Origin of the sequence: Paraburkholderia sp. A1BS-2L (assembly GCF_051125205.1) — a bacterium.
Lineage (GTDB): Bacteria > Pseudomonadota > Gammaproteobacteria > Burkholderiales > Burkholderiaceae > Paraburkholderia.
Map to the genome: position 1 here is coordinate 1,829,249 of NZ_CP120429.1, position 12,490 is coordinate 1,841,738.

Consider the following 12,490-nt stretch of genomic DNA (forward strand, 5'->3'; position numbering starts at 1 on the left):
CGGGAAATGACGCGGCGCGCGGCGTGGCGCCGCGCGCCGGTCCAGTGAGGTGAGCAATGAGCTTGCCCGGGCTTGCGCAACAGCGGTACACGGCTTGCGAGGCACACAGGTCCACTCACGAGGAGCATTCGATGCCACATCGCAAACCATTTCGCGGCCAGCCTGCGCCGGCCGACGCGAAGTCGCGGCAGCTCGACGCGTTTCGCTCGCGCGCCCAGGGCGAGGCGCTGCGCACGAACCAGGGCGTGAAGATTGCCGATAACCAGAACACCTTGCGCGCGGGCCCGCGCGGCCCCTCGCTGCTCGAAGACTTCATCATGCGCGAGAAGATCACGCACTTCGATCACGAGCGCATTCCCGAGCGCATCGTGCACGCGCGCGGTTCGGCGGCGCATGGCATCTTTCAGGTCTACGAATCGCAGGCCGAGCTTACGCGCGCCGCATTTCTCCAGGACCCGGCCAAAATCACCCCGGTCTACGTGCGCTTTTCGACGGTGCAAGGGCCGCGCGGCTCGGCGGACACCGTGCGCGACATTCGCGGTTTTGCCACCAAGTTCTACACGGAGGAAGGCAACTTCGACCTGGTGGGCAATAACGTGCCGGTCTTCTTCATTCAGGATGCGGTCAAGTTTCCCGACTTCGTGCACGCCGTGAAGCCCGAAGCGCCCGATGAAATGCCCACCGGCGCGACCGCGCACGACACCTTCTGGGACTTCGTCTCGCTCGTTCCGGAAAGCGCGCACACGGTCATCTGGGCGATGTCGGACCGCGCGATCCCACGCAGCCTGCGCACCATGGAGGGCTTCGGCGTGCACACCTTCAGGCTCGTCAACCAGGCGGGCAAGGCGCGCTTCATCAAATGGCACTGGCGTCCCGTGCTGGGGTCGTACTCGCTGGTCTGGGACGAGGCGCAGAAGATCGCCGGCAAGGACCCCGATTTTCATCGGCGCGATTTGTGGGAGGCGATCGAGCGCGGCGATCTCCCCGAGTTCGAGCTGGGCGTGCAGGTGATCGAAGAAGCGGACGAGCATGCCTTCGGCTTCGATCTGCTCGACCCCACCAAGCTCGTGCCCGAGGAGCAGGTGCCCGTGAAGCTCATCGGCAAGATGACGCTCAACCGCAATCCCGACAATTTTTTCGCCGAGACCGAGCAGGTGGCGTTCCATCCGGGCCATATCGTGCCGGGCATCGATTTCACGAACGACCCGCTGTTGCAGGGGCGTTTGTTCTCCTATACCGACACGCAGATCAGCCGTCTGGGCGGACCCAATTTTCACGAGCTTCCGATCAACCGGCCGGTCTGCCCGTTCCACAACAATCAGCGCGACGCCATGCACCGGCAGACGATCGCGGTCGGCCAGGCGTCGTATGAGCCCAATTCGGTGAGCGAGGGCTGGCCGAAAGAGACGCCTCCTGATGCCGGCGGCTTCGAAAGCTACCAGGAGCGCATGGAGGGCGCGAAAATCCGCGTGCGCAGCGACTCGTTCGCCGATCACTTCTCGCAGGCCACGATGTTCTACCGGAGCATGTCCGAGCCCGAGCAGGCGCATATCGTGGCCGCCTACGCGTTCGAGCTGGGCAAGGTGACGAAGCCGGAGATACGCGAGCGCACCGTCAACGAGATTCTCGCGAACATCGACGCCGATCTCGCCGCGCGCGTGGCGAACGCGCTCGGGATGGCCGCGCCCAAGGCCGGCAGCAAGCCTGGCAATAGCGAAGGCAGCAGCGAAGGCAGCAGCGAAGGCAGCAGCGAAGGCAGCAGCGAAGGCAGCAGCGAAGGCAGCAGCGAAGGCGGCAGCGCAGGCAGCAGCGCAGGCAGCAGCGCAGGCAACAGCGCAGGCAACAGCGCACGCAACAGCGCACGCAACAGCGCGGGCAGGCCGCAGCCGCCTGCTTCGCCGGCGCTCAGCCTGCTCAACCGCGTGAAGCCCGGCATCGCGACGCGCAAGATCGCGTTGCTGAGCGCGCCGGGCGGCGACGGCGCGATGATCCGGCAGTTGCGCGAGGCGTTGTCGATGGCCGGCGCGCAGGCCTTGCTGGTGGCACCCACGTTCGAAGCGATCGACGGCCTCGTGCCCGACGCGACGATCGCGGGCATGCCCTCGGTGATGTTCGATGCGGTGTTCTTGCCCGGCGGCGAACAGGCCGCGCAGACGCTCGCGCAATCGGGCGACGCTCGCCACTTCGTGAGCGAGGCGTTCAAGCACCTGAAGGCGATTGGCGCGGCGGACGCGGGGCGGCTCGTGCTGAGCGCGGCGCAACTGCCCGATCCTGCCGATGGGGTGGCGCACGGCGACGCTGCCGACGTGGCCAATGTGCTGCGGGCGTTCATCGACGCGGCAGGCCAGCACCGCATCTGGTCGCGCGCGGCGCAGGCGGAGTCGGTGGCGGCGTGAGCGCGTGAGCGCGTGAGCGCGGGCGCGCCGCGGCGAGACGGCAACACCGTGCCAGGCCCGCTGCTTGCGCGACGACCATTGTTCGGACATCTATCGGGAGAAGCAGAAATGGCGACGACCACGGTCAGCGACTTCATCGTCGAGCGTCTGCACGAGTGGGGCGTGCGGCGCATCTTCGGCTATCCAGGCGACGGCATCAACGGCGTGTTCGGCGCGCTGCGGCGCGCCGGGGACAAGATCGGCTTCGTGCAGGCGCGCCACGAGGAAATGGCGGCGTTCATGGCGAGCGCGCACGCGAAATTCACGGGCGAGCTGGGCGTGTGCATCGCCACCTCCGGGCCGGGCGCGTCGCATCTGCTCACCGGGCTCTACGACGCGCGGCTCGACCACATGCCGGTGCTCGCCATCGTGGGCCAGCAGGCGCGCGCGGCGCTCGGCGCGCATTACCAGCAGGAGCTCGATCTGGTCTCGATGTTCAAGGACGTGGCCGGCGCCTACGTGCAGCAGGCGAGCGTGCCGGCACAGGTGCGCCACGTGGTGGACCGCGCGGTGCGCATCGCGCTGTCGCGCCGCACGGTCACGGCCATCGTGCTGCCCAACGACCTGCAGGAACTCGACTACGAGTCGCCCCCGCGCAAGCACGGCACCGCACACTCGGGCGTGGGCTACGCGGCGCCCGAGGTGGTGCCGCGCGAGGCGGACCTCGAGCGCGCGGCCGCGGTGCTCAACGCCGGGCACCGGGTGGCGATACTGGTGGGCGCGGGTGCGCTCGACGCCACCGACGAAGTGATCGCCGTGGCCGAGCGCCTGCATGCGGGCGTGGCCAAGGCGCTGCTCGGCAAGGCCGCGCTGCCCGACGACTTGCCGTGGGTCACGGGCTCGATCGGCCTGCTCGGCACCCGGCCCACCGACGAGATGATGTCGGCCTGCGACACGTTGCTGATGATCGGCTCGGGCTTTCCGTATTCCGAGTTCCTGCCGAAGGAAGGCGACGCGCGCGCCGTGCAGATCGACATCGACCCCGGCATGTTGAGCGTGCGCTACCCGATGGAAGTGAGTCTCGTGGGCGATAGCGCGGCCACGTTGCGCGCGCTGCTGCCGCGGCTCGAACAGAAGAACGCGCAGAGCTGGCGCGATCGCATCGTGCACGCGGTCGAGCGCTGGCAGCGCGTGCTCGACGAACGCGCGCTGGCAAAAACGGGCGGCCGGGTCAACCCGCAGCGCGTGGTGACCGAGCTATCGCAGCGCTTGCCCGATGGCGCGATCGTCACGAGCGACTCCGGCTCGTGCGCGAACTGGTACGCGCGCGACCTCAAGATCCGCCGCGGCATGATGTGCTCGCTCTCGGGCGGCCTGGCGTCGATGGGCGCGGCCGTGCCGTATGCGATCGCCGCCAAGCTTGCCCATCCGCAGCGGCCCGTGATCGCGCTGGTGGGCGACGGCGCGATGCAGATGAACAATATGGCGGAGCTCATCACCGTGTCGAAGTACTGGCACGAGTGGGCCGATCCGCGCTGGATCTGCGCGGTGTTCAACAACGAGGACCTGAACCAGGTCACGTGGGAGCAGCGCGTCATGATGGGGGATCCCAAATTCGAGGCTTCGCAGGACATCCCGAACGTGCCTTATCACCGCTTTGCGGAGTTGGTGGGGCTCACGGGCATCTACGTCGACGATCCCGCCCGCCTGGGCGAGGCGTGGGAGCAGGCGCTGTCCGCGCAGCGTCCCGTGGTGATCGAAGTGAAGACCGATCCGGAGGTGCCGCCGCTGCCGCCGCACGTGACGATGGAGCAGGCGCGCCACTTCGCGCGCGCGCTGATGGAGGGCGACCCCGCCGAGGGCAGCGTGATCGCGAATACCGCGCGGCAAGTGGTGGCTTCGGTGATGCCGGGGAAGAAGCACTGAGTGCACTGAGTTCATCGAGGGCACCGGGCGCGCAAGCCGTCATGTGCCCCATTTCAGGCATTACGCGTAATTGCTTCATGTGCCGGGGCGCATCCGTGGCGGGAAAAACGCGGTGAAGAAAGCGCGGCGAAGAAAGCGCAGTGAACAAAGCGCAGTGAACAAAGCGCAGTGAACAAAGCGCAGTGAACAAAGCGCAGTGAACAAAGCGCAGTGAACAAAGCGCAGTGAACAAAGCGCAGTGAACAAAGCGCTCCCCATCAACGCTCGATGGACCACGACGATTCATCGTGCATGCGCGCGACGAGTTCCGAGAGCGCGTTTTCGACGGCCTCGTCGTTGGGGCTGGCTTGCCAGCGCACTTCAAATGACGCGTTGAGGCGTCCGTGCGGGACACCTTCGCCCGCTTCGCGCGCCACGCCCAGCGGCACCACGAGACAGCGGCGGCCGCGCAGCGTTTCTTCGAGCCGTTGGCGCGGATCGTCGCCGGCATCGTGGCCTAGCGTGACGTGAGCGCGGCGCCCGCGCGGCAAGCGGCGCTCCACCCGCTGGAGGGTCTGCAGAACGATCATGCCGAGCACGGTGCCCGCCAGCGCGAGCACGTACTGGCCGCCGCCCGCGCACAAACCGATCATCGTGACGTACCACATCGTGGCCGCCGTGGTGACGCCTTGCACGAGGCCGTCCTTGTGCAGAATCGAGCCCGCACCGATGAAGCCCACCCCGGAAAGAATTCCGAGCGGCAGCCGCATCAGGTCGAGCACGACGAAGGAGTCGTGGGCTTTGCCGTGCTGGAGCAGGAGCACGTTCACCTGAAGCATCGCGAGACAGGCCGCGATGCATACGAGCAAGGTCGTGCGCAGGCCGGCGGCGTTGCCGGACTCGCCGCGATTCCATCCGATCAGCGCGCCCGCGACGACGGCGACGGCAATCCGGCCGGCGAAATCGGGCCAGGTGAGCACCATCGGCATGGGATTCATCGATGCATCTCCGGGTAGGGCGAGCGCGCGGGGGCCATGATGGCCGGCGCGCAAAGGCCGTGCCGTCTGCATGGATCGTGCGCGCCGAAGCGTCGATGCGCATGCGCGCGCGGAGGCACACCGCGTGCGGGAAAGAAGACGTGGGATGCCCGGCTTCTCCCGTGCCGGACACGTTTTTCTCAGCCACGTTGATAAGGAGCACAAATCATGATGCGACATCGATTGATCATTTCAGCTGTACTGAGCGCCATTCTGGCCGCGTCCGGGGCTACGCTCGCGCAGACCGCAGGCGGCGCAGGTGCGGGCGCGGGCGGTAGTGCGGGCGGTAGTGCGGGCGGTAGTGCGGGTGGTAGTGCGGGCGCGCGCGGCGCCGCGGGTGCGGGCGGCGGCGTCGAAGGGTCGGCCGGCGGCCAGTCGACTGGCGTCTATCCGCCAAACACGCAGGGTGTCGAGCAGGCTCCTGCGGTCACCAGTTCATCGAGTTCCATGAACCCGAACGCCCACCGGACGCATTCGAAGAAGCACGTTAAGCGGCCCGCGGATATGAGCGGGTCGAGCCATTCCGGCAATGCGGCCGAGATGGGCGATACGCGCACCCCCCCTGCCGGCATGCCGGGCAACAGCGGCAGCAACGGCAACACTGGCAGCAACGGCAGCAGCGGCGACTAGCCGCGCTCGCCTCCGGGGCCGGGCGGGGTGCCGCGCATGACGGGCGCGCGCCGCCCGCCGCACTGCGCGAGACCGGCGCACGCGCCAGCCGCTATTGCCGGATCGCTTCGCGCAGGCGCGTCGCCTCGGCGGGCGCAACCGGCGCGGCGTTGTTGCCCCACGCGCCGCGCACGAAGCTCAAGACCTCGGCGATTTCGCCGTCGGTCAATTTCGCGCGGAAGCCGGGCATTTTGAGCGGCGCGCCGCCGCCGGCGGTCCGGGGGCTCTCGCTGCCTTCGATCACGAGGCGCAGCGCGCTGGTGGGATTCGCCGCCAGCGTGAGCGTGCTGCCTGCTAGCGGCGGCGCCTTGTCGGGCTTGCCGCGTCCATCGGCGCCATGGCATTTCGCGCAGTACGCAAGGTAGACGCCCGCGCCGGGCCGCTCGGGCACGCCGTCTTGCAGCACCTGACGGGTCGCGTCGCGCGCCGCCACGGTGTCGTCATAAGCGCCGCTGCGCGCATGGGCGGGCAGCGATTTCAGATAGATCGCGATGGCGTGCAGATCGTCGTCGCTCAGGTACTGCGTGCTCGCGCCCACCACGGGCGCCATCGCGCCGAATGCGTACGCGCGCGCGTTGTGACCATTGCGCAGGAACGCGGCGATGTCGTTCGCGCTCCAGCGCCCGAGGCCGCTGCCCGGGTCGCCCGTGAGGTTCGGCGCGAACCAGTTGTCGGTCACACCGCCGGTGAGATAGAGCGGGCTGCGTTCGTCGTAGCCCATCTCGTTGTAGGCGGGGCCGCGCGGCGTGTGGCATGCGCCGCAGTGGCCGAGCCCCTGCACGAGCCATGCGCCGCGGTTCCATTGCGCCGTTTGCCCCGGCTGCGCCTCGTAGCGGCGGTGGCGCGAGAACGCGAGGCGCCAGAACAACAGCACCCAGCGCTGGTTGAACGGGAACGGCAGACGCGTCGCCTGCACTTCGTTCGGCACCGGCGCGACGCCGTACATGAAGTACTGATAGAGCGCGTCCACGTCGCGCGGGGCGAGCGCAGCGAACGAGGGATAGGGCATGGCGGGATAGAGCCGCTTGCCGTCCGGCGCGATGCCTCGTTGCAGCGCCGCTGCGAATTGCGCCGGGGTGTAGCGCCCGATGCCATGCACGGGATCGGGGGTGATGTTGCTCGCGTAGATCGGGCCGAAAGGCGAAGAGATAGCCAGGCCGCCCGCGAACGGCTGGTGTTGTGCGGAATCGTGGCACGAGGCGCAATCGCCGGCCTGCGCGAGCTGCTTGCCGCGCGCGATCTGCGCCGGGTCCGGCGGCGGCTTGCGCGCATCGTTCGCCTCGCTGCCGCCCTGGTGGCAGGCGGCGCATAGCGCGGTGGCGCACAGCAGCGCGGCAAGCCGGTTCATCGCCATGATTCGCACAGGTGCTGCAGCGGCAACGCCACGAGCACCGATATCGTGAACACGAGGCCGATGGTGAAGGCGATGGAAACGGCCTCGCCGCACCAGGCCACGAAGTGCAGCGTATTGCGCTGCGGGCCGCGCAGCGCGAGCGCGCTGCGCCTGGCGCGGCGCGCCCCGATCACGCCGGCCAGCGCGAGCACGAACGCGGCGAACGACGCCAGCGCCAGCAGCCCGTGCACGATGCTCCACGGCAAGGCGTTGTGCTGCGTGACGCCGCCCACGCAGGCCGTTGCCACGAGGCTCATGCACAGCAGCACATGCCCCATCCAGACGAACGGCACGCCGAGCAGACCATACCAGGCGGCGACGTGCAGCAAGCGCGCCGGCGCGGCGCGTCCGGATGCGGCGGCGGATTCCATCATCGGCTCCTGAACCAGTAAGGCGAGAGATAAAGCACGCTGAAAATGAAGAGCCACACGATATCGACGAAGTGCCAGTAGAGGCCGCCGATGTTGAGCGCGGCGTCGCGGCGGCCATCGAAATAGCCGCGCGCGATCCAGATGGCGAGCCAGACCAGCATGACCACGCCGGCCATCACGTGAGCCATGTGAAAGCCCGTGATCGTGAAGTAAAGGGAACCATAGAGGTGCGATGCGATGCCGTAGGGCCGCTCGTGCCATTCCGAAAACTGGATGCCCACGAATGCGCAGCCGAGCGCGACGGCCACCGCCATCGACCAGAACGCGGGCCGCGTGCGCGCGCGCCGCACGCATGCGCCGGCGAGCCAGACGAACCCGCTGCTCGCGAGCAGAATCGCGGTGTTCAGGCCGCTCACACCGAGCTTGGGCAGGCCTTCGGGCGGCCATGGCTGCGCGCTCTGCGAGGCGAGATAGAGGTAGGAGAAGATCAGATAGCCGAACAGCGCCGCTTCCGTGACCACGAGCGTGAGCACGCCCCACCATCCGCCCGCATGCTCGCCGGCGCTGCCCACGGGCAGCGCGAGGCTTTCGTCGTCGCTGCCGGGCGTTTCCGGGTCGAGATCGGGATTCCCGGCGGGCGGCGCGGGCTGAGGTGCCGGTTGAGGTACGAAAGGCTCGCGCTGGCCGAGCTCCTTGCGCGGCCACAGCCAAGCGAGCAGCGCGGCGGCGCAGGCGAGCGCGGCGAGCCCCGTGAGCGCCGCCGAATGCAGCAGCAGCCCGACGAACAGAAACGTTGCGGCCACACCGAGCACGAAGGGCGAATACGCATCGTCGGGCATCTTCAGGATGACGTCGGGCTCGCCGCCCAGCGGCGTGATGCCGAGCGCCTCGCGGCCGCGATGCAGCAGATAGCCGGGGCGCGCGAGGTGCGCGCCGCTTGCCCACAGCGGATCGCGCGAGCGCACGCTCGGCAGGACCGCGAAGTTGTACGGCGGCGGCGGAGACGAGGTGGACCATTCGAGGCCCGCCGCGCGCCACGGATTCGGCCCGGCGCGCTCGCCGCGCTTCATGCTCGCGAGCGCGTTGCCGATGAACATGACAATGCCGATGGCGAACACGAACGCGCCGATGGTGGTCACGAGGTTCGCGGTGTCCCAGCCCATGCCCTCGGGATAGGTGTAGACGCGGCGCGGCATGCCGAGCAGTCCCGAGATGTGCATCGGAAAGAAGCCGAGGTTGAAGCCCACGAACAGCACCCAGAACGTCCATTGCCCGAAGCGCTCGTGCATCAGCCGTCCCGTGAACTTCGGGAACCAGTAGACGAGCCCGCCCAGCACCGGAAACACGTTGATGCCGAGCAGCACATAGTGCAGGTGCGCGACCACGAAATAGGTGTCGGTGAGCTGCCAGTCGAGCGGCACGGCGGCCGTCATCACCCCCGAGACGCCGCCCACGGTGAACATCAGCACGAAGCCCGCGAAGTAGAGAAACGGCGTTTTGAACACGGGCTTGCCGGTCCAGATGGTGGCGATCCACGCGAACACCGCAATCGCGCTCGGCACCGAGATCAGCATGCTCGCCGCGCCGAAGAACGCGAGCGCGAGCGGCGGCAGGCCGGTCGCGAACATGTGGTGCAGCCAGACCTCGAAGCCCACCAGCATGGTCGCCACGGTCGAGAGCGCGACGGCGGCGTAGGCCGCGATCGGCCGCCGGCAGAAAGTCGGCAGTGCTTCGGAGACGATGCCCATGGCCGGCAGCACGACCACGTAGACCCACGGATGCGCGAAGATCCAGAACAGATGCTGCCAGAGCAGCGGGCGGCCGTCGGCGCTGGTGTCGAAGAAGTGCGTGCCCGCGTTGCGGTCGAGCCAGAGCATGAAGAAGGCGAGGCTCACGGAGGGCACCGCGAGGAGATTGGCGCACGACGCCGTGAAGGTGCCCCAGACGAGGATCGGCAGCCGCGCGATCGACATGCCGCTGGCGCGCATGCGCAAGAACGTGATGACGAAGTTGGCCGCGCCCACCGTCGTGGAAATGCCGAGCAGCACCATGCCGAGCGCGTAGACGTCGATGTTCGGCCCGGGATCGTAGGCGGCCGAGGAGAGCGGCACGTAGTTGAACCAGCCCGCATTGGCGCCCTGGCCGCGCGGAAAGCTCGCATAGAGCAGCATGCCCGCGCCCAGAAAAATCCAGTACGACAGCGCGTTCAGGCGCGGAAACGCCATGTCGCGCGAGCCGAGCACGAGCGGCCACAGATAGTTGGAAAAGCCGCTCAGCACGGGCAGCGCATAGAGAAAGATCATCGTCACGCCATGCATCGTGAAGAGCTGGTCGTATTGCTGCGGCGTGAGCAGCGTTTCGTTGGGCTGCGCGAGCTGCGCGCGCATGACGAGCGCCTCTGCGCCGCCCAGCAGCAGGAACACGAAAGCGGTGACGAGGTAGCGTAGGCCGATGGTCTTGTGATCGACCGTCGAAAACCAGCCGCGCCAGCCGGGGCGCGTCTCCCAGATGGCTTCGAGGCGGCGTAAGGTGGGCTCGTCGAGCGGCGCGGTGCCGGTTTCGGGCACGCGCGAGAAGCGTGCCGCGCGCGGGCGGGAAGGCACTGTGGCGCGGCCTGATGAAGAGGATGCCGAACGAAGATTCATGGCGCGGGCGCGGTCAATGGAGCGTGTCGAGCCAGGCGCCCAGGTCGCTGGCCTCGGCGGGCGTGAGGGCGATGGAGGGCATCAGCGAGCCCGGCTTGATCTGCTGCGCATGGGCGATCCAGTCGAGCCGGTTCGCGGCGGTATTGGCGAGCGCGCCCGCGGCGATCAGCCGGCGCGACGCGAGATGCGTGAGGTCGGGGCCTTGCGCGCCGGTGGCCTCGGTGCCGCGCACGGCGTGGCAGGCCGCGCAGTGCTGCGCGAACACCCCGGCGCCGCGCTGCGCGGCGGGATTGCCGGGCGCGGCGGCGGGCTGCGCCTGGGCGCGGGTCCACTGTTCGAAGGCGTCGGGCGCCTGCGCCACGACTTCGAGCGCCATGTGCGCATGCTGCGGCCCGCAGAACTGCGTGCACTGGCCGCGCCAGACGCCGGGCCGGTCCGCTTCGATCCATTGCCGGTTGATCTGCCCCGGGATCGCCTGGGTCTTGCCGGCGAGGGCCGGCACCCAGAACGCGTGGACGACATCGGCGCTTTCGAGGTCGACGCGCACCGGCGCGCCGGTGGGAATATGAATCTCGTTGGCCGTTGCAAAAGCGGCGCCGGAGGACGTCGTATAAGTCACTTTCCACCACCAGTCGTAGGCCGTGACATGCACGGTGAGCGCGCTCGCGCGCGGCGGGTCCGCGACCATGGCCAGCACCCGCAGCATGCCCACGAGCGCGCCAAGCAGGAGCACCGTCGAAACGGCGGTGCCGATGGCCACGAAGCGGTTTGCGGTTCGCTCCGCTTTGCGTTCTGCCGTTTGTGCTGCCGTTTGCTGTTCCGCCGTAAGGGCTTCGTCTGGCGCCCGCGACGCGTCCCACGACGAGCGAGTGGCGCGCAGCGCCATCGCCAGCAGCACGGCGATCGCCACGCAGACGACCACGCACAGTGCCGCGAGCCCCCAGCCCAGCAGCTTCACAGGCGCTGAAGCCGGCCCTGCGCTATGCAGAAAGTACGCAAGCGGCGTGGCCGCGCGGCCGGCGTTGGCCGCCGTGGCGCAGCCGAGCGCGCCGGCGGCCGCCGCCCATGGGCGCGCCCACGTGCCGCGAAGCCGCCAGGCCGGACTCACGGCTGCTCCAATGGCAGGGCCGGCTGTGCGAGAGGCATGGGCGGTTCTCCTGAGCGGTGCTGAACGGCCTTGCCACGAGCGCAGAGCGCGTGCCCGATGCGGCGCGCGGATGCGCGAGTATTGGCATGCCGGTTGCGTGACCGAGTGGGTGGGCGGCATGGCGCCGCTGGGTCTTCCCGCGGGGTGTTCCATGCGCCTCGATTACACATTCGTACCGTCATGTCCCGCGTGCCGCTGCCGGCCCTGGCCGGCGCGGCGGCGCGCCCAACCGGAGTCAGCCTATGAAATTCGCCCTTGCAGTCATCGCCGGCGCCCTGGCGTGCGGCACGCCGTTGTGCGTTCAGGCGCAGCAGACCGAAGCCGCCTCGACCACCGCGGCCAATCCATTGCCTTCGGCTGACCGTGCGTTCGTGCAGGCGGCATCGATGTCGTCGTCCACCGAAATCGATGCGGCCAAGCTAGCCATGCATAACACCGAGAACAAGGACGTGCGCGCGTTCGCGCGGCATATGGCGTTCGATCACACCAAGCTCGCGGCGCAATTGAAGATCGCGGCGCCGCATGGCGTCACGGTGCCGGTGAAGAATTCGGATACCTCGGTGCTCGATGCGCTGCGCCCGCTCAAGGACACGGCATTCGACCAGGCCTATGCGCAGAAGCTGGGGCTGCAAGGCCACAAGGAAGCGGTGCAGGCGTTCCAGAAGGAAATTGCCGATGGCCAGAACGACGACCTGAAAAAGGCCGCGCGCAAGGCGCTGCCGACCATCGAGGAGCACTACCGCATGGCGCAGTCGCTTGCGCAGAAAGTGGGGGTGAGTACAACGGCGGCCAAGTAAGTTTGCCAGGCAAGCATGCCAGCCAGGTGTGCCAGGCAAGCATGCCAGGTGAGCATGCCAGGTAAGCGTTGCAAGTTCTCCGTGAGGCATTGAAATTTCGTTGCGTTGTAGAGGATCGGCGGCCCGTTGCCCGGATCATCACCTGCCGGAC

Annotated in this window: 9 protein-coding genes; 4 read left to right on the forward strand and 5 right to left on the reverse strand. The window is 68.3% G+C overall.

Annotated features, from left to right (window positions below; genetic code table 11):
* Positions 1-131 precede the first annotated feature (131 nt).
* Together P5W98_RS23175 and P5W98_RS23180 are read left to right on the forward strand one after the other, a co-directional pair.
* Entirely contained in the window at positions 132-2,396 is a 2,265-nt protein-coding gene (locus tag P5W98_RS23175; protein WP_421025779.1) for a catalase, read from the forward strand.
* A gap of 108 nt (positions 2,397-2,504) precedes the next feature.
* The gene (locus tag P5W98_RS23180) at positions 2,505-4,301 is read left to right on the forward strand and encodes a thiamine pyrophosphate-requiring protein (RefSeq protein WP_421025778.1); all 1,797 of its coding nucleotides are present in this window, start codon (positions 2,505-2,507) and stop codon (positions 4,299-4,301) included.
* A gap of 257 nt (positions 4,302-4,558) precedes the next feature.
* Here the strand turns inward: P5W98_RS23180 and P5W98_RS23185 are convergent, their stop codons facing one another.
* Positions 4,559-5,278 (reverse strand): MgtC/SapB family protein, encoded by a 720-nt coding sequence (locus P5W98_RS23185; RefSeq protein WP_421025777.1) that lies wholly within the window; start codon positions 5,276-5,278, stop codon positions 4,559-4,561.
* A gap of 207 nt (positions 5,279-5,485) precedes the next feature.
* On the opposite strand from P5W98_RS23185, the gene P5W98_RS23190 reads away from it, so the two are divergent.
* Entirely contained in the window at positions 5,486-5,947 is a 462-nt protein-coding gene (locus P5W98_RS23190) for a hypothetical protein (protein ID WP_421025776.1), read from the forward strand.
* 91 nt (positions 5,948-6,038) lie between these two features.
* On the opposite strand, the gene P5W98_RS23195 is transcribed toward P5W98_RS23190, so the two are convergent.
* Genes P5W98_RS23195 through coxB form a run of 4 tightly spaced genes read right to left on the reverse strand, consistent with a single transcriptional unit; the run spans position 6,039 to position 11,614 of the window.
* Entirely contained in the window at positions 6,039-7,340 is a 1,302-nt protein-coding gene (locus P5W98_RS23195; RefSeq protein ID WP_421025775.1) for a c-type cytochrome, read from the reverse strand.
* Entirely contained in the window at positions 7,331-7,753 is a 423-nt protein-coding gene (locus tag P5W98_RS23200) for a hypothetical protein (protein WP_421042725.1), read from the reverse strand. The genes P5W98_RS23195 and P5W98_RS23200 overlap by 10 nt, the downstream gene beginning before the upstream one ends.
* Positions 7,750-10,395 (reverse strand): cytochrome c oxidase subunit I, encoded by a 2,646-nt coding sequence (ctaD, locus tag P5W98_RS23205; protein ID WP_421025773.1) that lies wholly within the window; start codon positions 10,393-10,395, stop codon positions 7,750-7,752. The genes P5W98_RS23200 and ctaD overlap by 4 nt, the downstream gene beginning before the upstream one ends.
* A gap of 13 nt (positions 10,396-10,408) precedes the next feature.
* A complete protein-coding gene (coxB, locus tag P5W98_RS23210; RefSeq protein ID WP_434718536.1) occupies positions 10,409-11,614 on the reverse strand; it encodes a cytochrome c oxidase subunit II in 1,206 nt (401 codons plus the stop codon).
* A gap of 170 nt (positions 11,615-11,784) precedes the next feature.
* On the opposite strand from coxB, the gene P5W98_RS23215 reads away from it, so the two are divergent.
* Positions 11,785-12,339: a DUF4142 domain-containing protein gene (locus P5W98_RS23215; RefSeq protein WP_421025772.1), complete on the forward strand. Its 555-nt coding sequence runs from the start codon at positions 11,785-11,787 to the stop codon at positions 12,337-12,339.
* The last annotated feature ends 151 nt before the right edge of the window (positions 12,340-12,490 follow it).

Bases quoted from the DNA above. Each gene is read 5' to 3' on its own strand.
- P5W98_RS23185 (WP_421025777.1), bottom strand. From the start codon at position 5,278: ATGAATCCCATGCCGATGGTGCTCACCTGGCCCGATTTCGCCGGCCGG.
- P5W98_RS23195 (WP_421025775.1), bottom strand. From the start codon at position 7,340: ATGGCGATGAACCGGCTTGCCGCGCTGCTGTGCGCCACCGCGCTATGC.
- P5W98_RS23180 (WP_421025778.1), top strand. From the start codon at position 2,505: ATGGCGACGACCACGGTCAGCGACTTCATCGTCGAGCGTCTGCACGAG.
- P5W98_RS23215 (WP_421025772.1), top strand. From the start codon at position 11,785: ATGAAATTCGCCCTTGCAGTCATCGCCGGCGCCCTGGCGTGCGGCACG.
- P5W98_RS23175 (WP_421025779.1), top strand. From the start codon at position 132: ATGCCACATCGCAAACCATTTCGCGGCCAGCCTGCGCCGGCCGACGCG.
- P5W98_RS23190 (WP_421025776.1), top strand. From the start codon at position 5,486: ATGATGCGACATCGATTGATCATTTCAGCTGTACTGAGCGCCATTCTG.
- ctaD (WP_421025773.1), bottom strand. From the start codon at position 10,395: ATGAATCTTCGTTCGGCATCCTCTTCATCAGGCCGCGCCACAGTGCCT.
- P5W98_RS23200 (WP_421042725.1), bottom strand. From the start codon at position 7,753: ATGATGGAATCCGCCGCCGCATCCGGACGCGCCGCGCCGGCGCGCTTG.